This window comes from Bibersteinia trehalosi USDA-ARS-USMARC-188 (assembly GCF_000521725.1).
GTDB lineage: Bacteria > Pseudomonadota > Gammaproteobacteria > Enterobacterales > Pasteurellaceae > Bibersteinia > Bibersteinia trehalosi.
The window spans coordinates 2,084,403-2,105,882 of the sequence record NZ_CP006954.1 but is presented as its reverse complement, the minus strand read 5'-3'; the positions used below and the strand labels follow the sequence as shown (position 1 = coordinate 2,105,882).

At 41.0% G+C, this 21,480-nt stretch carries 20 protein-coding genes and 2 tRNA genes; 11 read left to right on the top strand and 11 right to left on the bottom strand.

Annotated features, from left to right (window positions below):
* Positions 1-4: 4 nt before the first annotated feature.
* From F542_RS09535 to F542_RS09510, 6 genes are all read right to left on the bottom strand, one after another.
* A complete protein-coding gene (locus F542_RS09535) occupies positions 5-841 on the bottom strand; it encodes a virulence factor BrkB family protein (RefSeq protein ID WP_015431707.1) in 837 nt (278 codons plus the stop codon).
* A gap of 11 nt (positions 842-852) precedes the next feature.
* A complete protein-coding gene (gene proA, locus F542_RS09530; RefSeq protein WP_015431708.1) occupies positions 853-2,097 on the bottom strand; it encodes a glutamate-5-semialdehyde dehydrogenase in 1,245 nt (414 codons plus the stop codon).
* Positions 2,098-2,197: 100 nt separating this feature from the next.
* Positions 2,198-2,288 (bottom strand) — tRNA-Ser (locus F542_RS09525).
* Positions 2,289-2,380: 92 nt separating this feature from the next.
* Positions 2,381-2,471: transfer RNA gene (locus F542_RS09520), tRNA-Ser, on the bottom strand.
* 123 nt (positions 2,472-2,594) lie between these two features.
* Positions 2,595-3,686: a tRNA (uridine(54)-C5)-methyltransferase TrmA gene (gene trmA / locus F542_RS09515; RefSeq protein ID WP_015431709.1), complete on the bottom strand. Its 1,092-nt coding sequence runs from the start codon at positions 3,684-3,686 to the stop codon at positions 2,595-2,597.
* A 64-nt stretch (positions 3,687-3,750) separates the two neighbouring features.
* On the bottom strand, positions 3,751-4,080 hold the full coding sequence (locus F542_RS09510) for a DUF413 domain-containing protein (RefSeq protein ID WP_015431710.1): 330 nt from the start codon (positions 4,078-4,080) through the stop codon (positions 3,751-3,753).
* Between the two features lie 292 nt (positions 4,081-4,372).
* Here F542_RS09510 and F542_RS09505 point away from each other — a divergent pair, with 292 nt between their 5' ends.
* The 3 genes from F542_RS09505 to F542_RS09495 all read left to right on the top strand — a co-directional run bounded on the left by F542_RS09505 (position 4,373) and on the right by F542_RS09495 (position 7,982).
* Positions 4,373-6,229: a PTS mannitol transporter subunit IICBA gene (locus F542_RS09505; protein WP_015431711.1), complete on the top strand. Its 1,857-nt coding sequence runs from the start codon at positions 4,373-4,375 to the stop codon at positions 6,227-6,229.
* A gap of 89 nt (positions 6,230-6,318) precedes the next feature.
* Positions 6,319-7,455, top strand: a complete 1,137-nt coding sequence (locus F542_RS09500) for a mannitol-1-phosphate 5-dehydrogenase (RefSeq protein WP_025267409.1) — start codon at positions 6,319-6,321, stop codon at positions 7,453-7,455.
* Between the two features lie 5 nt (positions 7,456-7,460).
* A complete protein-coding gene (locus tag F542_RS09495; RefSeq protein WP_015431713.1) occupies positions 7,461-7,982 on the top strand; it encodes an MltR family transcriptional regulator in 522 nt (173 codons plus the stop codon).
* Here F542_RS09495 and mobA read toward each other — a convergent pair.
* Positions 7,959-9,077, bottom strand: a complete 1,119-nt coding sequence (gene mobA, locus F542_RS09490) for a molybdenum cofactor guanylyltransferase MobA (RefSeq protein WP_025267408.1) — start codon at positions 9,075-9,077, stop codon at positions 7,959-7,961. The two genes, F542_RS09495 and mobA, sit on opposite strands and share 24 nt — an antisense overlap.
* An 81-nt stretch (positions 9,078-9,158) precedes the next feature.
* Between mobA and F542_RS09485 the strand changes: the two genes are divergently transcribed.
* The 6 genes from F542_RS09485 to F542_RS09460 all read left to right on the top strand — a co-directional run bounded on the left by F542_RS09485 (position 9,159) and on the right by F542_RS09460 (position 14,036).
* The gene (locus F542_RS09485) at positions 9,159-9,428 is read left to right on the top strand and encodes a YihD family protein (RefSeq protein WP_015431715.1); all 270 of its coding nucleotides are present in this window, start codon (positions 9,159-9,161) and stop codon (positions 9,426-9,428) included.
* 63 nt (positions 9,429-9,491) lie between these two features.
* Positions 9,492-10,130, top strand: coding sequence for a thiol:disulfide interchange protein DsbA (dsbA, locus tag F542_RS09480; protein ID WP_015431716.1), 639 nt, complete (start codon positions 9,492-9,494; stop codon positions 10,128-10,130).
* Position 10,131: 1 nt separating this feature from the next.
* Entirely contained in the window at positions 10,132-11,103 is a 972-nt protein-coding gene (gene rpoH, locus F542_RS09475; RefSeq protein ID WP_015431717.1) for an RNA polymerase sigma factor RpoH, read from the top strand.
* Between the two features lie 110 nt (positions 11,104-11,213).
* Positions 11,214-11,846 (top strand): glucose-6-phosphate 1-dehydrogenase family protein, encoded by a 633-nt coding sequence (locus F542_RS09470; RefSeq protein WP_025267407.1) that lies wholly within the window; start codon positions 11,214-11,216, stop codon positions 11,844-11,846.
* Between the two features lie 60 nt (positions 11,847-11,906).
* Positions 11,907-12,347 (top strand): FMN-binding protein MioC, encoded by a 441-nt coding sequence (mioC, locus tag F542_RS09465; RefSeq protein WP_015431719.1) that lies wholly within the window; start codon positions 11,907-11,909, stop codon positions 12,345-12,347.
* A 27-nt stretch (positions 12,348-12,374) separates the two neighbouring features.
* Positions 12,375-14,036 (top strand): bifunctional metallophosphatase/5'-nucleotidase, encoded by a 1,662-nt coding sequence (locus F542_RS09460; RefSeq protein ID WP_015431720.1) that lies wholly within the window; start codon positions 12,375-12,377, stop codon positions 14,034-14,036.
* A gap of 95 nt (positions 14,037-14,131) precedes the next feature.
* On the opposite strand, the gene proS is transcribed toward F542_RS09460, so the two are convergent.
* The 4 genes from proS to F542_RS09440 all read right to left on the bottom strand — a co-directional run bounded on the left by proS (position 14,132) and on the right by F542_RS09440 (position 19,709).
* Entirely contained in the window at positions 14,132-15,847 is a 1,716-nt protein-coding gene (proS, locus tag F542_RS09455) for a proline--tRNA ligase (protein ID WP_015431722.1), read from the bottom strand.
* 116 nt (positions 15,848-15,963) lie between these two features.
* Complete coding sequence (locus tag F542_RS09450; RefSeq protein WP_015431723.1) at positions 15,964-17,100, bottom strand: glycerate kinase; 1,137 nt, start codon at positions 17,098-17,100, stop codon at positions 15,964-15,966.
* A gap of 11 nt (positions 17,101-17,111) precedes the next feature.
* The gene (locus tag F542_RS09445) at positions 17,112-18,491 is read right to left on the bottom strand and encodes a GntP family permease (protein WP_025267406.1); all 1,380 of its coding nucleotides are present in this window, start codon (positions 18,489-18,491) and stop codon (positions 17,112-17,114) included.
* 111 nt (positions 18,492-18,602) lie between these two features.
* Positions 18,603-19,709 (bottom strand): CdaR family transcriptional regulator, encoded by a 1,107-nt coding sequence (locus F542_RS09440; RefSeq protein WP_015431725.1) that lies wholly within the window; start codon positions 19,707-19,709, stop codon positions 18,603-18,605.
* Between the two features lie 95 nt (positions 19,710-19,804).
* Between F542_RS09440 and F542_RS09435 the strand changes: the two genes are divergently transcribed.
* Both F542_RS09435 and F542_RS09430 read left to right on the top strand, forming a co-directional pair.
* Positions 19,805-20,329, top strand: a complete 525-nt coding sequence (locus tag F542_RS09435) for a nuclear transport factor 2 family protein (protein WP_025267405.1) — start codon at positions 19,805-19,807, stop codon at positions 20,327-20,329.
* A 29-nt stretch (positions 20,330-20,358) separates the two neighbouring features.
* The gene (locus tag F542_RS09430) at positions 20,359-21,429 is read left to right on the top strand and encodes an MFS transporter (protein WP_025267404.1); all 1,071 of its coding nucleotides are present in this window, start codon (positions 20,359-20,361) and stop codon (positions 21,427-21,429) included.
* Positions 21,430-21,480 lie beyond the last annotated feature (51 nt).

Here is a 21,480-nt window from a genome sequence, read left to right as displayed (position 1 = left end):
ATGCTTATCCCTGCCCATTTTCGATTTTATTTTGCTCCACTTCTTTGAGTACAGAGGCAAATTGTCCGCCAAGTAGCACGACTTTCCAGCTCAACTGCACCCAAACAAACATGATCGGAATAGTGGCAAGTGCACCGTAAATAGCTTGGTAAGAAGGGAAGGTAGTGATATACCAAACAAAAAGTTGTTTGCCGAGCGTAAAGAAGACACCCGCAAATAAAGCGCCGAGCGCAGCGTGTTTAAATTTTACTGTAGTATTTGGCACCAGCTTATAAATCATTGTAAACATTAGCCAAGTTAGCAGAAAAGGGACAAATTTCAGTAGATAGATTTTCAATGAGATAATCTCTTCTATACCCTGCAAATCAAACATTTGCAATGAGAGCAGGTAAGTGCTCACTGCAATACTTGCTCCTGCCATTAACGGCGCAAAAATCAAAATGCCCAAATAGACAAGAAAAGAACGAACTGGTGGACGTTTAGGGGTATTTTGCCACATTTCGTTGAAGGCTTTATCAATATTGGAGATCAGCATCACCGCTACAACAACTAAACCTAGAATGCTCACTATGCCCATTTTTTTTGAATTGCTGACAAATAATTCAAGGTAAGTTTGTACCATCGCCCCTGCATTGGGGGCGAAATTGTCGTAAACGTACTCTTTAAGTTGGCTTGCCGCATCATCAAAAATAGGAGAAAGCGCAAATACCGAAAATGCCACCATAATTAATGGCACAATCGAAAGTAGCGTACTATAAGTTAAATAACCTGCATAAATGCCGACTCTATTTTCTTGCATGCGGAGAGCAAATAATTTTGCAAAATTTATCCAATTTTTCATCGCTTGTATTACTATTTACGGCTTAAATAATCCCCTTCGCACACCCATTTGTAAGTAGTGAGTGCTTCTAATCCCATTGGGCCTCGTGCGTGTAATTTTTGCGTACTCACGGCGACTTCTGCCCCTAAACCAAATTGAGCACCATCGGTAAAACGAGTGCTGGCATTGATATATACTGCTGCCGCATCGACCTGCTGCACAAATTGACGAGCAAGGGCGTGGTTTTCAGTCAAAATACTTTCGGAATGTTGGCTACCATAAGTGCGGATATGTTCAATCGCTTGCTCAATATCGTCCACCACAACCAGATTAAGATCATAAGAGAGCCATTCTTGGTTGAGTTTGGCGGGATCAAGCGGTTGAATTTGTGGCGTTTTTTGCAAATCGGCAGGGAAATCATCACTATGGAAGGTAACATTCGGTAAGCCTGCGAGCAATTTCGGTAAAAATTCCGCCGCAATACTACGTTGTACTAAGAGAGTCTCCAGCGTATTACAGGTGCTTGGTCGCTGGGTTTTTGCATTGCGAATTACCTCAATGGCACGTGCCTGATTGGCAGATTGCTCGACAAATAGATGGCACACCCCAATGCCCCCCACAATGACCGGAATAGTTGAATTTTCTTTGCAGAATTGGTGTAAACCCGCACCGCCACGAGGGATCAGCATATCAATATAGCGATCAAGTTTGAGCAATTCGAGCAGTAAGGCACGATCAGGATCGGTCACTGCCTGTACGGCTAATTTAGGTAAGCCTGCTTGTGCTAGAGCATTTTGCACCACTTCAACCAACACGGCATTGGTAAATTTAGTTTCTTTACCGCCTCGTAAGATCACGGCATTACCCGTTTTCAAACAGAGAGAAGCCACATCAATAGTCACATTTGGACGTGCTTCGTAGATGGTTAAAATCACCCCGAGTGGCACACGCTGACGTTGGATTTTAAGCCCACTATCAAGTACACCACCATCAATAATTTGCCCCACAGGATCGGCAAGACTTGCAACATTACGCACATCATCTGCAATAGCCTTAATGCGTTCAGGGGTGAGTAGTAAGCGGTCAATAATCGCCTCAGAAATCCCCTGTGATTGGGCAAATGTAATATCTTTCGCATTAGCTGAAAGAATTTCATTAACACGTTGTTCCAACGCATCGGCAATAGCAATTAACGCACGATTTTTATCTAGATTACCAAATTGAGCAAGTTCAATGCTGGCTTGCTTGGCTTGTTGTGCAATTTTGAGCATAGTCATGGGTTTGTTTCCGATTAAAAATTTTAGCGAAAGTGTAGCATGACAAACAGCAAATTTCAGCCAATAAAAAACCCCATCAGCAAGCTGACGGGGTTAAAGATGGCGGAGGAAGTGAGATTCGAACTCACGGAGGGCTATTAACCCTCGCCGGTTTTCAAGACCGGTGCATTCAACCGCTCTGCCATTCCTCCAAGTTGAATACGCTTTTTTATTTTTAAAGCATAACTTCAAAAATAAAACCTGCTGACTTTTACAATAAATATCAACAGGCTATCAAATTAAGTGGCGGAGGAAGTGAGATTCGAACTCACGGAGGGCTATTAACCCTCGCCGGTTTTCAAGACCGGTGCATTCAACCGCTCTGCCATTCCTCCGCTGTTGAAAACAGGCGGAATAATAGAGATAAACCGCCATGTGGTCAAGCGATAATTTCATTGAGTGAAATGAACGCTTTATTTTTAAGCGATAACGACACGCCATTTAAACATCAAGCCGCCCTATTTTCGAATAAGCCAAACACCACTTTCAATATGATCGGTATAAGGGAATTGATCAAACAATGCGGCACGTTCAATTTGGTGAGTTTGGCAGAGTTGTTTAAGATTATCTGCCAAGGTATGTGGGTTACACGAAATATACAGAATTCGCTCATAGCTTTGCACCATATCTAAGGTAGCTTGATCAAGCCCTGCACGTGGTGGATCAACAAAAATTGTATTGCAGTCGTAGGATTTTAAATCAATATCGCGTAAGCGATAAAAAGCACGTACCCCATTCATTGCTTGGGTAAATTCTTCGGCAGACATTCGGATAATATTGAGATTATTCACGCCGTTTTTCTCAATGTTATATTGAGCCGAATTGACTGATGAAGTTGAAATTTCGGTAGCAAGTACTTTACGGAAATTATTGGCTAAAGCGATGGAGAAATTGCCATTTCCGCAGTAAAGCTCAAGTAAATCACCTTGACTATTTGCTGTGCAGCTTCTTGCCCATTGCAACATTTGAATATTCATTTTGGCATTGGGTTGCGTGAAACTGTTTTCTACTTGGCGATAGTGATAATCCTGACCATCAACATTCAGTATTTCTTCTACGTAGTCGTGATCGAAAGCAATTTTCTGTTTAGTTGCTCGTCCAATAAGTTGCAGGTTGAAGCCGATGCCTTCCAAACGCTTTTTCAGCATCTCTGCTTGTCTTTCCCATTCGCTATCTAGTTTTTTATGATAGAGCATTGAAACAGCAATTTGTCCGCTTAATGTAGAAAGATAGTCGATCTGAAATAGCTTGCGAGTGAGTATTTCATTGCCTTTAATTTCGGCGAGTATTGCCTTCATCATACGGTTGATCAGCTGTGAAGCAATAGGAAATTCATCGACACGGTAACGCTGCTTAGTCTCTTGGTCGAACATAATATGATACAGATCGCCATTATCGTGCCAAACACGAAATTCCGCACGCATTCTAAAATGGCTTGTTTCAGAAGCAAAAACCTCTAATGCGGGTGAGGAAAATGGGGCAAGTAAAGCGGTCAGTTTTTCGGTTTTTTTTGCAAGTAAATCAGGATATTGGGAGATAGGTAGGATCATCGCAGTTCTCAGAAATAATGAGGGGCGAATATTTATTCGCCCCTATAGGGGAAGATTGTATAAATTACTCAGAATCGTCGCCAGTACCCACATCGCCACTTACATCACCGGACAGCGTATAGATACGTTTACTTTTGCTGGTTAGAGTACGGTATTTAATCCAAACTTTTTCTAGCGCGGTTTCAGCAACACGTTCGCCTTTTACAACAGCAACAAATTGTTCTTCTTCAGCCGTTGCGGGTTGGCGTTCACCACTCTCTAATGCTAAGCAAGCTTGACCAAATTGTTCTAAATTTTGTGATTCGCGGATAGTGTAGTCACCGTGACGAGCAAAACCACGAGGGTAATTTTTATCATCGAAAAAACGACGAGTAACGCTAAAACTTTCTGCCATAATTGCCTCTTTTTTATACTAAAAATAACGAAATCAAAAATCGGGCAAGCATTAAAGCCAAAAGTGAGCAATAAATCAATGTTTTAATGTAAAAAGCCATAAGATTTCTGCAAATTAGTAGGATTTTTTTGAATAAGTGAATTTTTGAGAGGTAGATCACATTTTTTTAAAAATGCCACCAATATGAGTGTGATCTACTTCACATTTTTGACCAAATCAAATTGGTGACTTTCCCAAAGGGTGCTATTTTGGCTATGTTTTATTCACTTAATCTCTCTTTTTCGAGGTTTTTATGTCTTCTAATTTAAAAGTTAAAGTCCAAGGTTTTGGGCGTTTTTTATCCAATATGGTGATGCCGAATATCGGCGCATTTATTGCGTGGGGATTCATCACTGCACTCTTTATTCCAACAGGTTGGTTGCCAAATGAGTCGCTAGGCGAATTAGTCGGACCGATGATCAAATACTTGTTGCCCCTCTTAATTGGTTATACAGGTGGTAAATTAGCCGGCGGTGAACGTGGCGCGGTTGTGGGAGCGATTACTACAATGGGTATCATTGTAGGTTCTGAAATCCCGATGTTCCTAGGTGCGATGATTGTTGGCCCTCTTGGTGGCTGGGCAATCAAAACCTTTGATAAAGCCATTGAAGGCAAAGTAAAAAGTGGCTTTGAGATGCTGGTAAATAATTTCTCTGCCGGTATCATTGGTATGCTACTTGCTCTACTTTCTTATGCAGTTATCGGGGGATTAGTTACTCAGCTTTCTGATTTACTTGCAGCAGGGGTAAATGCGCTAGTTGCAGCAAATTTATTGCCTCTCACATCAATTATTGTTGAGCCAGCAAAAATTCTCTTCTTAAATAACGCGATTAACCACGGTATTTTCTCGCCTCTGGGTATTCAACAATCGGCAGAGTTGGGTAAATCCATATTTTTCTTAATTGAAGCAAACCCAGGCCCTGGTTTTGGGATCTTACTTGCCTATATGTTTTTTGGTAAAGGTTCAGCAAAACAGAGTGCAGGTAGTGCATCAATCATCCATTTCTTAGGTGGTATTCACGAAATTTACTTCCCATATGTGTTAATGAATCCTCGTCTAATTCTTGCGGTTATTGCTGGTGGAGCAACTGGGGTATTAACTAATTCATTATTAGGCGGTGGCTTAGTTTCTCCGGCTTCTCCAGGTTCGATTATTGCAGTATTAGCGATGACTCCTGCAGGTGCGCATTTTGCAGTGATCCTTTCGGTGATTTTATCTTGCGCGGTAACTTTTGCGATTGCCTCAGTACTGCTTAAAATGCAAAAAGGTGAGGGTTCGCTGGAAGATGCCCAATCTCAAATGCAATCAATGAAAGCACAAAGCAAGGGTGGTGCTGTGGCAAATGGCAATATCAGCAAAATCTATGTTGCTTGTGATGCAGGTATGGGGTCAAGTGCGATGGGCGCAAGTATGTTGCGTAAGAAAGTGCAAAATGCCGGTTTAAACATTGAAGTACAAAATCTTGCAATCAATGATTTACCGAGTAATGCGGAGTTGGTGATTACTCATCAAGATTTAACCGCTCGAGCAACAAAACAAGTACCAAATGCACAGCATTTATCACTTTCTAACTTCTTAGATGGGGCATTTTATGACAGCCTAGTTACTGATTTAAGCCAAAAGCAAGGTGGGCAAGCGGTGCAAAATAGCGAAAGTTCTGCAAAAATTGAGGGCGAAAACTTAACCTTGCAAGCAGAACAAATTTTCTTAGGCTTACAAGCCGCAAATAAAGCGGAAGCTATTCGTTTTGCTGGTGAGCAGTTGGTGAAAGCAGGCTTTGTTACGCCGGCATATGTGGACGCAATGTTTGCCCGTGAAGAGCAGGTTTCCACCTATCTTGGTGAAGGCTTAGCGGTTCCACATGGCACATTAGAAGCAAAAGACAGCGTGCTAAAAACAGGGATCGTGGTATGCCAATATCCAAATGGTGTACGTTTTACCGATGAAGAAGATGGCGTAGCTAGATTGGTGATCGGTATTGCGGCAAGAGGCAATGAGCATATCCAAATTTTAAGTAGTTTGACCAATGCGCTTGATGATGAGCAAGCAATGCAAACCCTAACATCAACAAATGATGTTGAGGAAGTGTTAAAATTACTGGGTAAATAAAATCGTAGGGGCGAGCAAGTGTGTTCGCCCATGTTTTTCGGGCAGGCAATAGGTCTGCCACCACTAAATAGACAATAGGAAAAATGACAATGAATGCACTTCATTTCGGCGCAGGTAATATTGGGCGCGGCTTTATCGGTAAATTATTAGCAGATGCAGGTATCCACGTGATTTTTGCCGACATCAATCAAGCGCAAATTGATCAAATCAACCAAAATCAGCAATACGGTGTGAAAATTGTCGGTGATGATAGTCGTGTTGAAATTGTCCGCAATATTGAAGCGATTAACTCCAAAGATGAACAAGCGGTAATGGAGAAAGTAAAAAGTGTTGAGCTGATTACCACAGCGGTTGGCCCAAATGTGCTCGGTTTTATTGCACCACTATTTGCTAAAGCATTAGCGGCTCGTGTTGAAAGCGGTAATACTCAACCATTGAACATTATTGCATGTGAGAATATGGTACGAGGCACTTCGTTTTTTAAGCGTAAAATTTTTGAAAATTTAACCGCAGAACAGCAAGCAGAAGTGGAAAAATATGTGGGCTTTGTGGATTCTGCCGTAGACAGAATTGTACCGCCTGCGGAAAGTAATCCAAATGATCCGTTGGAGGTGACGGTTGAGGAATTTAGTGAATGGATTGTGGATCAAACCCAATTTAAAGGCGAAATTCCCGTCATTAAAGGAATGGAATTAACCGATAATTTAATGGCATTTGTAGAACGTAAGTTGTTTACATTAAATACAGGACATCTGATCTGTGCTTACTTAGGTAAACAAGCGGGTGTACAGTGGATTAAACAAGCGATAGCCATTGAAGAAATTAAAGCTCAAGTGAAAGCGACAATGGAAGAAAGCGGAGCCGTGCTAATTAAACGTTACGCGTTTGATGCGCAAGCCCATGCCGCTTATATTGAGAAAATTCTCAAACGCTTTGCAAATCCATATTTGAATGATGATGTAAACCGCGTTGGGCGTGAACCAATTCGTAAATTAAGTGAAAATGACCGCTTAATCAAGCCGTTAAGAGGTACGTTAGAATATGGCTTACCACATACTAATTTAGTGAAAGGTGCGGTAATGGCATTGCATTATCGTAATGAAGAAGACCCACAAGCGGTCGAATTAACCGAATTTATTGCAAAAAATGGGGTAGAACAAGCGGTGCGTCATTACACTGGTTTGAGCGATGAAACGGTGATTGCTGAGATTGTGGCAGCTTATTAAGCGGAATGACTGAACATAACGACTTTATTGAACAATTAAGCGAGAAAGACAATATTCACGCCTTTCTCGCTTTGTGTTGCCAGAAAATTGCCGATCAGATTGATTGCTTAATTGAGCGAGTGTTTCGGAAGCAAGACTTCGCGTTGAAATCGGTGGTAGATAGCTTATTTGAGCATCAAGGGCCACTTGCTGATCTGAGTGTGCGCTTAAAAGTGCTGCTTGGGCTTGGCGTAATTTCTGTAGAGTGCTATCAAGATCTCTCGCTCTTATTGCGTGCAGAGCAAATAGTTAAAAAGGAACACTCGCTAACTTTTGCCAGCCCTCAAGTATTAAAGTTTGCTGAGCGGTTAAATTTAGCGGATGTGCAGCAGATCAACGGGTTGATACAAAGCTTCCCGACATTAAACGATCCGAATTCACTCCAGTATCAAATGCAGCAAATGCGAATTGAAAAAATGGTGCGTTCGTGCCTTATTCTTACTGTTGTCGAATTGCTCGAAGCTTTAGATGTGGATAGTCCCCTTTAAATAACCTTGAATAAAATCAGCAATCTGCTCAATATTATTAATATCGAGTAAATTCTCACATGCGAGTGGATAATCCGTTGCCGTGGCAAGGGTAAATTGATCTTGCTTTGGCAATGGCTTTTCCATCGCTTTACGGTGTAGTTGAATTTTAGGCAACTGCTCATGTTTAAATCCTTCTAGCAAAATTAAATCAACGTTTTCCTGTGCCATTTTGGCTACAAGCTGTTCAAATGGAACGAGTTGTTCTGTTTCCACCATTAATGCCCAGCGCTGTTCGCAAACAACCATGGTTGGGTTAGCGCCAGCAGCACGTAAGCGGTGGCTATCTTTGCCAGCCTTATCCACATCCACATTATGATGTGAGTGCTTAATTAGCCCTACATGGATTTGCCGTTGCCTGAGTATAGGAATAAGTTTTTCGAGGAGCGTGGTTTTACCAGTGCCACTATAACCGGTAATCGCAAGTAATTTGGGGTTGCTGATTTTTTGTGAGTTTTGACCGCTTGTAATAGGCGAATTGGCAAATTCGGCAGGCGTATTGAAATTCTGAAATGCCGATGGCTTAGTTGAGAAATCAACAGCAATACTTTTCTGGGTTTGGAAAAAGGCAAATAATCGACGCTCACCGTTTGCTAAATAGGTTTGTAATGCGGGCAACGTTGAGCGATGAAGAAGAGCAAAAGTGGGGTGGGGGCGTTCACCATCATGAGCATAAGCAATCTGGGCTTGATTAATGCGTAAAGCCTGCGTTAATTTCTGAACGAGATTGCTTGGTAGATATGGGCTATCGCAGGGGACAAAGAGCAGATAGTCCGCATCAATATGATGAAAACCCGAAAGCATGCCACTGAGTGCCCCTTGAAAATCGGCTAGTTCATCATGATAGCTTGGGATAGTTGGGAATAGCGCTTGATACTGTGCAAATGAACGGTTGATATTTAACCAAATGTCATCGATTTGTGGTGCAAGGCGTTCAAGAATATGACCGACGAGCGGTTTGCCCTGAAAGAGTTGTAAACCCTTATCCACGCCGCCTAAACGGCTTGCTTTTCCACCAGCAAGAATAACTGCGCTTATTTGCAAATTTTTTGCCATTTTTGCCCCCTTGTTTTTGCAAATTGAGTGTGAAACCGCTATGATTTCGCCTATTTCCAGCAAAATTTTAAGGATTGTACGATGAAATGTAAACGTTTAGACGAAGTGCTTGAATTATTGGGCGAACATTGGCGCAAAGAGCCTGATTTGCACCTCATCGAGCTGTTGCATAAATTGGCAGAAGAGGTTGGAAAACCGAATGATTTAGATGCCCTGCGTGATGAAGTGTTGATTTATCAGTTAAAAATGCGTGGTGAAAGCAAAGATGCTGTTATTCCAGGGATTAAAAAAGATTACGAAGAAGATTTTAAAACCGCTTTATTACGCGCACGTGGAATTTTGAGCGAGTAAGCTGGTCAAAGCAACTCCATTAGCCATTGGCTGAACCCAATTGAATTTTTAAGAGGAATCTCAATGAAAAAATTTGCATTAAAAACAGTATTTATTGCATTTTCCGCACTTTTTGCCTTCAACGTAACGGCAAATACCACAAATTTAACGGCAGGGAAAGAATATACTGAAATTCGCCAAGTTCCTTCGGCACAAAAAGAAGTGTTAGAATTTTTCTCATTCTACTGCCCGCATTGCTATGATTTTGAACTTGGCTATAAGATCCCAAGTAAAATTAAAGCAGGCTTGCCGGAAGGTGCTGTATTAAAACAGTATCACGTAGATTTTTTAGGCAGACAGTCAGAAGAACTAACCCGAGCTTGGGCGCTGGCAATGGCGTTAGGTGTGGAGGAACAGGTAAAAACCCCATTGTTTGAAAATGCACAAAAAAATGCGATCAAATCTATGGACGATATTCGTGCGATTTTCCTAGCTAATGGCATTAGTGCCGAGCAATTTGATGGTGGTATCAATAGTTTTGCGGTAAATGGCTTGGTAAATAAACAGCGACAAGCGGCTGAAGCATTTAATATTCGTGGCGTACCAGCATTTTTTGTGAATGAACAATATCAAGTTAATGCAGAAGGTTTTTCTGATGTGAATAGCATGGGCGAATTTATTGAGCGTTATGTTGATGCTGTCTTATATTTAATTAAAAAATAGCATGATTAAAAAAGCCGAATTAAAGCCGTTTGATGATGAGATTGAAGAAGCGGAACTTATTGATATAGAAGAAGTATCTCCAGAAGATATTGAGATTCTGGAGGCCGCTCATGTGCCGGAAGAGCACCCTGCGCTTGCCAACAGTATGGTGGTTTCTCAGGGTAATTTAGATAGTTATATTCGTATGGCAAATCAATACCCGATTCTAACGGCTGAGCAAGAGAAAGCGCTGGCAGAGCGTTTTTATTACGACGAAGATTTAGATGCGGCAAAACAGCTTATTTTGTCGCATTTGCGCTTTGTTGTGCATATTGCGCGCGGTTATATGGGCTATGGTTTACCACTTGCGGATTTAATCCAAGAAGGCAATATTGGCTTGATGAAGGCGGTAAAACGTTTTAATCCAGAAGTGGGCGTACGTTTGGTTTCGTTTGCGGTGCATTGGGTAAAAGCGGAAATTCATGAATATGTATTACGCAACTGGCGAATTGTAAAAGTGGCAACCACAAAAGCGCAGCGTAAATTGTTTTTTAACTTACGTAAAAATAAGCAACGCTTGGCGTGGTTTAATGAAGAAGAGCTGCAAAAAGTAGCCGATGATTTAGGCGTTAGCCCTGACGATGTACGAGAGATGGAATCTCGAATGACAGGGCAAGATATGGGATTTGATTTACCTGTGGGTAGCGATGATGACGAAGCTTATGTGCCGTCCATGTATATTGAAGATGATCGCTCAAACTTTGCCGATGAGCTAGAAGACGAGCAATACAACGGTAAAGCAACAGCCCAACTTGCCTATGCATTGGCACAACTAGATGAGCGTAGTCAAGATATTATCAAAACGCGCTGGCTAGATGAAGATAAAGCAACTTTGCATGAGCTTGCCGCAAAATACAATATTTCTGCTGAGCGAGTACGTCAATTAGAAAATCAAGCGTTGAAGAAAATTAAAGACTGCATAGTGATGGAATAATTTGCAGATTTTTAGGGAATTTAACCCGCTTGTGTAGAGTGTATGGGATATATACATGCTGTTTAAAGGGCAATTTTGCCCTTTCATTTTATTTTTTATCTTTATTTAAAATGCTAACGATTCAAAGTTGTGAATTATTTAATCTTCCGTTCTTTCAATTTTCACAATTAAAGAAATATTGCCCGCAAGATATTCCTAAAATTAAAACCGATTATAAATATCATTGGCATATTTGGAAAACATTGCATCAAGAAGTTTCTATGCGTTTAGGTATGCCTTTTGCTGAACCACATGTTGAAAAATGGTGTAATGGTTGGCAAGTAAGAGCACACTTTTTTGCCTATTATAAATATGTTTTTAACCCCCATTCAGCTGCAATCTTTTCTGTTATTCTCAATCGTCGCCGCTTGCAAGTTTGCTTAGATTGGCATGCTTATCGTGCTAATCGCTCGTCGATTCAATTAGCCGAATATAATCAATGGTTGGAACATTTAAACCATAAAAAATATGCGGATTTTGACATTTGGCATGGAGCAGAAAGTGAATATAGTGATTTTAATAAAGTGAGCGAAATAGATATAAACTCGCTTATTCTCAATCATGAAAATGACTTTTTCTGTATTGGTAAAAATATTGAAAAATCTCAGCTTAACCAAATTGACGCAATCGATTTCATTGTGAAAACGATTCAAGATTTAGCACCATTATATGATCAATGTCACAAAAATAAGACTTCCAGTTGATTTTCAATTTTCTATAATCGTAAAATATCCCTCCTTATTACATATTTGAGAAATATCTCAATGCAAACTATCCACCTTATTACAGGCAGCACACTTGGTGGTGCGGAGTATGTTGCCGATCATCTTAATGATGTCCTTTCTGCGCAGGGTTTTGATGTTGCTCTGTTTAATCAAGCTGTTCTTGCCGATATTCAATCTGCTGTAAATTTATTAGTGGTGACCTCCACTCATGGTGCAGGTGAATTACCTGATAATATCCAGCCGCTATTTGATGATATTGCGAGTCAAAAACCAGATTTTTCGGCAATGAAATTTGCTGTTATCGGCTTAGGAAGTTCGGATTACGATACTTTCTGTAATGCAGTTAATATCGTGACAGAACAATTGACGGCGTGTGGCGCTAAAGTAGTCTGTGAGCCATTAAAGATAGATGTGGTGAATAATTTTGATCATGATGGCAGTGCAGAAGCGTGGTTACCTCATTTTTTAACTGCTTTATAAGCAAAATAAATAAAGAAGGAAAATCCTATGAAAAAATTACTAACAGGGCTGTTCGTTCTTTCTGCTGTGAGTGTCGCGGTAGCAAAAGAAGTGAATGTAAAAATCGTTGGAACTTCTGATGTACATGGCCGTATGGTGCCTTGGAGCTATGGAGCGGATGTAGAAGATAAATCCGGTTCATTTGCTCAAATTGCCACCTACGTAAAACAAGCTCGTGAAAAAACACCTGATTTGATCCTTGCCGATATTGGTGATGCGATTCAAGATAACCAAGTGGAAGTCTTTGCTAAAACCTTAGAAAAAGCCAAAGATAACCCTGTACCGAAAGTCTTGAATGCAATGAAATACGATTTCTTCATTCTCGGTAACCACGAATTTAACTTCGGTATGGAAAACCTTGACGAAATCGTTAAAGATATTGAAGCAAAAACGTTGACAGCTAACTTCTACCACAAAGATGGTAAACGTTATGTTGAACCGACTGCGATTGTAGAAAAAGATGGCGTAAAACTTGGCTTTATCGGTTTAACCACCCCAATGTCTGCTATTTTTGAAAAAGACACAGGGCATTTAGATAACTGGAAATTCACTTCACCAATTGAAGAAACCAAAGCACAAATTGCCGATCTTAAAGCCAAAGGCGTGGATAGCATTATTGTGTTAGCACATATGGGGATTGAAAACGAAAACAACATTCCAGATACTGGCGTGGAAGATTTAGTTAATGCGGTGGACGGTATTGATGTGATCATCGCAGGACATATGCACAAAAATGTACCAGGCGAAACCATTAAAGACACCGTGATCACTGAGCCACATCGCTATGGCACAATGGTTTCCGAAGTGGATATGGTTTTTGATGTTAGCGATGATGGTAAAGTGAAATTACTTTCTAAAACCGCAACTACTATTCCAGTAAACAAACTGGAAGCAGACCCTGAAATTGTCAAAATCTATCAACCTTATCACGATGAATTACGTGCATTAAATAATGTGGTTATCGGTGAAACAGCGAATGATATGGTGCCAATGGAAAAAATCCACGGGGTGTCTTCTGCATTTGCCAAAGATAGCGGTTTATCTTCATTTATCCACGATGTGCAGTTACATTACAGTGGTGCAGATGTGGTGTCATTTGCCTTTGACTACGAAACCGTGCGTCAGCCAAAAGGCGAAATCAAGAAAAAAGACATCATTTATAACTACCGCTACGCTGGCGGTGATGTAACCGTTTATGAATTAACCGGCAAACAGCTTAAACAGTATATGGAATGGTCAGCAGACTATTTTGATACTATTCAAGCAGGCGATAAAGACTACCGCTATAACGATGTACGTGGTAAATCTAAATACGTTACCTTTGATTTATTCGGTGGTGTAAGTTATAAAGTGGATCTTCGCAATCCTAGTGGTAGCAAAATTACCGAATTAAAACTGGCTGATGGTACGCCAATTAGCGAAGAGACGAAATACAAAGTTGGTATGAACTCTTATCGCTATGGTCAGCTTTCTAAACAAGGCGGTATTTTTGAAGGCTTAAAAGCACCAGTACTTTGGGAATCTAAAGTTGCGCGTGGGTCTGAGGCGGGAACAATCCAAAATATGATGATTGATTATCTCACCAATGTAAAAGGCGGCAAAATTGAAGGATTATCGCATAATCGTTGGGAAATTATCGGTTTAGACTAATAATGACAAGCGGTTGGTTTTGCAGATTTTTTTGCAAAATTGACCGCTTGTTGAACATAAAAACGGCATAGATTTTATCTATGCCGTTTGTCTTATTACCCATTAATCTGCGATTTCACAAATTCTATAATGTTCTCTTTTGCAATCATCTGTTTTTCCCCTGTACGGCGGTTTTTGTATTCAATTTCACCGTTTGCAAGGTTTTTCTCACCGATCACAATCATATGTGGCACGCCAATCAATTCCATATCCGCAAACATCACACCAGGACGTTCTTTACGATCATCAAAAATTACTTCAACGCCTTGTGAACGTAAGGTTTTGTAGAGATCTTCGGCGAAGGCTTGTGCGCTTTCGGATTTGTGCATATTCATTGGCACAATCGCTACCGTAAATGGAGCGATTTCATCGCTTGGCCAGATAATACCACGCTCATCGTGGTGTTGCTCAATCGCTGCCGCCACTACACGTGTTACCCCGATACCGTAGCAACCCATAATCACGGTTTGCGGTTTGCCGTCTTCGCCTTGTACGGTGCATTTCATCGCTTCTGAGTATTTTGTACCAAGTTGGAAGATATGCCCTACTTCAATACCACGTTTGATTTGTAGTGTGCCTTTGCCATCTGGGCTTGGATCGCCTTCCACCACGTTACGTAAATCGGCAATTTCAGGCATTGCGACATCACGTTCCCAGTTCACATTGAAATAGTGTTTACCATCAATGTTTGCGCCACAGCCGAAGTCCGACATCAATGCCACAGAGCGGTCAATAATCGCAGGGATTGGTAAGTTAATTACGCCAAGTGAACCTACGCTTGCCCCTATTTTTGCTTTAATTTCCGCTTCGTCGGCAAATTCAAATGGGCTTGCCACTAAATCTAATTTTTCCGCTTTGATTTCGTTTAACTCGTGGTCGCCACGAAGTACCAATGCCACTAACGGATTTTCTTCTGTTGCCCCTTTCACGATTAAGGTTTTCACCGTTTTTTCAATCGGCAAATTAAACTGAGCCACTAATTCATCAATGGTTTTCGCATTTGGCGTATCCACTAACTGCATTTCTGCTGTTGGTGCTTGGCGTTCGCCCACCGCAACCGCTTCGGCAAGCTCAATGTTTGCCGCATAATCGGATTCGGTGGAAAACACCACATCATCTTCACCACTTTGTGCAAGCACTTGGAATTCGTGTGAAGCTGAACCGCCGATAGAGCCAGTGTCTGCCGCCACAGGGCGGAAATCTAAACCAAGACGAGTGAAAATGTTGCTGTAAGTTTGGTGCATCACATCATAAGTTTCTTGCAAGCTTTCACGAGTCGTATGGAATGAGTAAGCATCTTTCATTAAAAACTCACGTCCACGCATCACGCCAAAACGCGGGCGTACTTCATCACGGAATTTGGTTTGGATTTGATAAAGATTTAACGGCAATTGGCGATATGAAGTGACTTCACGGCGTACTAAGTCGGTGATCACCTCTTCGTGGGTTGGACCTAATACAAATGGGCGGTCGCCACGATCTTGGAAACGCAGTAATTCTGGGCCGTAGTCTTCCCAACGTTGTGATTCAATCCAGAGATCAGCAGGTTGCACTACAGGCATTTCCACCTCTAATGCACCGCTTTTATTCATTTCCTCACGAATAATATTTTCCACTTTTTTCAGTACACGAAGTCCTGTCGGCAACCAGTTATACATACCAGAGGCAAGCGGACGAATCATACCGGCACGCAACATTAACTGATGGCTCACTACCTGAGCATCATTTGGTGTTTCTTTTAAAGTAGAAAAAAGATATTGGCTACTACGCATTGTTATTCCTAATTTTGATACGAAAAATGGGACGTATTTTACGCCAAAAGTGGGGAGAAAAAAACAAGCGGTGCATTTTTGCAAAAAAATTGCAAAATCACACCGCTTAAATCAGATTAAGCTAATTTTAAAGCAAGCAAACGAGCCACATTTTCAGCACAAGAGCAGAGGTTTTCTTTGCCGCTTTGCAAGGTTTCTTCTAGAGAACCGAGCTGCTTGATAATTGGAAAAACCGCATCAATGCCGTGCTGATAGACCACTGGGTAGTCATCTCGCAAACAGCCGACAATGGCTATCACCGGTTTACCAAATTGTTTTGCAAGCTTTGCTACACCTATTGGGGTTTTACCAGCGATAGACTGAGCGTCCATTCGCCCTTCGCCTGTAATCACTAAATCTGCATTTTGGATTTTTTCTGCCAAATTCGTTGCTTCAATAATAATTTGTACGCCAGCTTTGAGCTGTACCTTTGGCAAGAGCAGCAAACCTGCCCCCATCCCTCCCGCAGCACCAGCTCCTGCTTTGTCAGCAATTTCAATATCTAATTTCTGACGTACAATATTGGCAAAATGGGCAAGCGCATTATCCAGCAGAGTAACCATAGAAGCTGTTGCACCTTTTTGAGGAGCAAATACTGCGGCTGCCCCTCGCTCACCACAAAGTGGATTATCCACATCGCAAGCGACTTCAAACTCTACTTGAGTAAGGCGAGGATCTCTCTTTTCTAGTGAGATAGTATCTATTTGATTGAGAGCCCCACCACCAAAGCCGATCTCTTCGCCCTTTGCATTTTTAAAGGAAAATCCGACCGCTTGTAGCATGCCAACACCACCGTCATTAGTGGCGCTACCACCAATGCCGAGAATGATTTTTTTCACACCATAATCCAGTGCGGCGTTAATCAATTCACCAGTGCCGAATGTGGTGGTCATCAATGGATTGCGTTGCTCAAATGGCACTAAATGCAGCCCAGATGCTGCCGCCATTTCTATAAAAGCGGTCTGTTTGTCGCCACTTAATCCGAAAAAGGCGGTGGTTTTATTGCCTAATGGCGCGGTGACTTCCACTTCAACCAAGCTGCCGTTTGTAGCATCCACCAAAGATTGCACTGAGCCTTCACCGCCATCTGCCATTGGCACTTTGCAAAATTCGGCATAAGGGAAAACATGCTTAAAGCCTTGCTCAATCGCATTGGCAACTTCTAGTGCGGTGAGGCTTTCTTTAAATGAATCTGGGGCGATGATGATTTTCATAATAAGTCCTTTTACAGCAGAATTAAGGAAAGAATATACACAGTAAACATGCCGACAATGCCCATGATGAAGGTTAGCGTAGTTTGCGTACGGTAACCTTGTTGAGGTGTGAGTTTGCTGAAATTGGTGACAACCCAGTAGTAGCTATCATTTGCATGAGATACACACATTGCTCCTGCTGCAATCGCCATTACGGTTAAAGCAGCGGCAATTTCACTAGTTAAGCCCAGCGCACTCATTAAGGAATCTTCTGCATTAAACATTCCCATAATAGAAGCTGTTGTAATAATTGCAACGGTTGAGCCACCTTGGGCTGTTTTTAAAATAGTTGAAATAATGAATGGGAAGAAAATCCCTGAGGCGCTAATAATATGAGCATTTTGTTTGATGTATTCTACAAAACCAGCTTGCACAATAACATTGCCTAACACACCACCAGCCGCTGTGATAAAGAGAATGGGACCGACAATTTTTAAGGTATCGTTGGTAATAGTGTTAAATTCACCGATTTTGCCACTTGAGATCAGTAAGAAAATGGCAAAGATGACGCCGATAGCAAGTGCAATGATTGGATTTCCGAAGAATTGGAATAGCGTACCAAGATGACCTTCAATCCCCATAATTTTTGCCACAGAACCGAATGCCATTAACAAAATTGGGGCAAAAATTGGAGCAAGGCTTAAAAAGCCGCTCGGCAGTTTACCATATTGTTTGAGTAAGTCTTCATAGCTTTGGCTGATTAACTGATCTGCTTGTTTTTCTTCATCTAGCGTAATTTTCGTGCCGATATATTTGGCAAATAGATAACTTGCACATAGAACAGGCAGTGAAACCACTATGCCCATGACGATAACTAAGAGTAAGTTACCGCCTAATCCTACAGCGCCTGCCGCGGCAATCGGGCCGGGTGTTGGTGGAATAAAAACATGCGCAGCATAAAGCCCAGCGCTCAGTGCTACAGCCATTCCAACAGGGCTTGCTGCGATTTTTTTGCGGATTGCTTCACGAATTGGGTTGAGTACGACAAAACCGCTATCGCAGAATACTGGGATACCAACTACCCAACCCATGATGAGCATGGCAAGTTCAGGACGTTTTTGTCCCACAATTCTGACAACCATATCTGCCAGTTTTAAGGCTGCACCTGTTTTTTCGAGTACAGTACCAATAATTGCACCAAAAATGATGACAATACCGATGCTTTTAAATGTACTACTAAATCCATCTCCAATCATATTTGGAATCTGGGTTAATGGTAGCCCTGCAATCAGCGCCAATGCGATAGAAATCGTCATTAATGCTAAAAAAGGATGGACTTTTAGTTTGGCAATCATGTAAATCATTAGCGCTATCGCGATGACGAAGGCGACAATTAATGTTATACCAGTCATAATAAGCTCCTTATCGTAGAATAATTAACCTATTATTGGTTGCTTTGACACAAAATGCTTTGTTGATATCTACAAAAAATATCCTTCAAAAGAAGGATAATCTGTATTTTTTTACAAATTAGTGTGGAGAATAGCGCCTAGGTAAAGCATAAATTTATGTTCTATCTTATTGAAAGATAAGCCTGTTATCTGTTCAATTTTATCTAGACGGTACCTCAGTGTATTAGGGTGGATAAAGAGTTTCTGGGCGGCGTGATCTAGATCACAATTTGAGCAAAAATAGTGATGCAGCGTTTTTTGTAATTGTTGGTGCGGATCATGTTGGATAAGTGGTTGTATATTTGCTAACAGCGCCTTGCCTTGCCAAGATTGCCCGAATTCGGTGAGTAGAACAGGTAATTTATGTTCATGAAAAAATAGAACGTGTTTCTGAATAGCATGCCGCTCTGCATAGTGTAAGGTATGTAGTGCAGTTTGATATGATTGATGAATATGACGAAAATTATTAGCAATTTGTCCGATACTCAAGGTGTAATCACGTAAGCTATTTGGGGCAGGGATAAATTGTTGTAAGCGGGATTTATCGAATTTTTCGGCTGGCTGAAGAGGGTAGAGCAGCACAATTTGATCTAAAGCAGATACCATCGTGGCGAGTTGTGGAAAATATTGGGCGAGATGGTTTAACAGTGTTTGCAAATTATGTTGATTAGGGTGACGCAGTTTAATAATTATTGTGAGTGAGGGCTGTTCTAAAGAAAAATGAAAAAATCTTGCTTGTTTTTGTAATTGTAATTCGTCTAAGTGGCCGAGCAAGAGTTGGCGGACAAACTCTTCCTTATAACGATGTTGCCAACGTGCTTGTTCTAGTTGTGCGTTAGATTCAATAATTAATTCTGCCGCCATTTTGACTAACTCGCCATAGGGACGAACATTATTGGGCTCACCAGAAATACCAATAACGCCGATATTTTGCCCAAGGTAGGTAATAGGTAGGTTAATTCCCGCGCGTAAATGCCATTGTTTTGCAAGATTCTCATCAATTTCAACCGCTTGATTACGCCGTAATGCAAGAACGGCACCAGTATGATGTTGGTTCAGGCGTTTAGGATCGCCAGAAGCAATGATCATACCTGTTTCATCCATTACATTGACAGAGTGAGGAATAATTTGCATAGCGCGTTTAACGATTTGTTCCGCAGTTTGTTTGTGCAGTTTCATTTTATTTGAATGATTAACAGAGCCTAGGATTCGGTCAAAATTAGTATTTTGAAAATTTGTTATAATTTTGATGCCGCTTATTATTGGAAAATGCTATGAAAAAAGTCAAATTTAAACATGTTTTATTTTCACTGATATTGGGGGTTGCAGCGAGCGCCTTATTAAGCATCCCAATATTACAAACCCTTCATCGGCAAGCATTATTAACAACGCAAGAAGATGTTGAAAAAATTTATCAAGAATTAAATAGTGCGTTAATTCAGATGGATGTTGTGCGATTACAAAAATTACTTGCGGATGGTTTTGAATTGGAAACCAGCCGAGGTGCAACGCTTTCTAAGCAGGAATGGATTCGCAGTATTCAATATGGCACGATGCGTTATAACCAGTTTAGCCATAACGAGGTTCAAGTGTTAGGACGGAATTCGGCAGCAGTATCATCCATTGTGATGGGCGAGATTTGGAATAATCGGGATACATGGAAAATAGTATTTCATCTAGAAATTATCCGTAAAGGACAAAATGTTCAGATTCAACGAATGGTAGCGAGCAGCGTTTGTGAGATGGGGGTAAATGGCTTGTTTGAGCAAAACTGTCAAGGTAAGAGACGTAGTAAATAATCTATAAGTTGCCAAGGAGATAAATGCAAATGAATATGCAAAATATGATTTTATGGCGGCGATTTTTTTCTGGGCTTGCCTACACTGCAATGCAGAGTGTGTTTTTCGTGTATCTGCAGCATTATAAAGGTTTTGAGTCGGCTCAAATTGCAGCCGCATTTTCGCTCTTAGTTTTTACTAGCCAAGCAATGGCGCTACCAGCGGGTTATTTAGGTGACAGATTTGGACGTACGTTGATCATGACTTTAGGCTGTCTGTTAGATGCGTTGGGCTATGTATTTTTGGTTGGGAGTGAACAATATGCTTCAATGATGCTGGCTACATTTTGTTTTGGTTTTGGTAGTACGCTATTTAGTACGAATGCACGCGCTTACATGATTTCTCATGCAGAGGGTGATAACTATTCATCTAAAACGATGGCACAAGGTAAGTTTTTAAAAATCTCAAGCTTGGCATCAATGGCTGCACCATTATTAGCATTGCCCTTTATTCATTTTAACCATGCTGATTGGCTAATTTGGACAAGTTGTGGGATTGAGCTTGCAATGCTGCTATTTATGCTGCGAACTGTCCCAAAAAGCGATTTGCGCTACGCCAATTCAACACTAAAATGGCAAGATATTAAAGCAGTTCTTGGCAAGCGGTTTATTTTTGCCCATTTTTTGCTTTTTATTCCATTGGGCTTAGGGAGTTCGTTCTACATTATTTTTCCATATGTATTCACAAACATGCTTGATCATAGTGAGTTGATCCCAATCGCCTTTTTTATTAATAATTTGATTGGCGTGTTGCTACAAGCAAGATTTTCACGCAAAATTAATTTTGGGGTAGGCAAGCTACTATTTCTTGCTCCAGCGCTGACTATTTTATTAATTGTGCCGTGGTTTTTAACGTTAAGCACAATTTCCATTTTAACGGCGTTTAGTTATTTAATTTTGTTTGCCCTAATTAGTTTATTTACCTCTACCGCATTGGCAAATTTATTAGTTCGTGTTGATCATGGGCAACACCAAGGCGTGTTATTTGGTATGTCGAAATTGATTCTGTCATTGACTACCGCACTAGTGATGAATATTGTGCCATATATATTCTTGGTTTAAGTAAGCATATACTAGGAAGTAAGCGGTGCTTTTTCGGCTATTTTTTGCAAA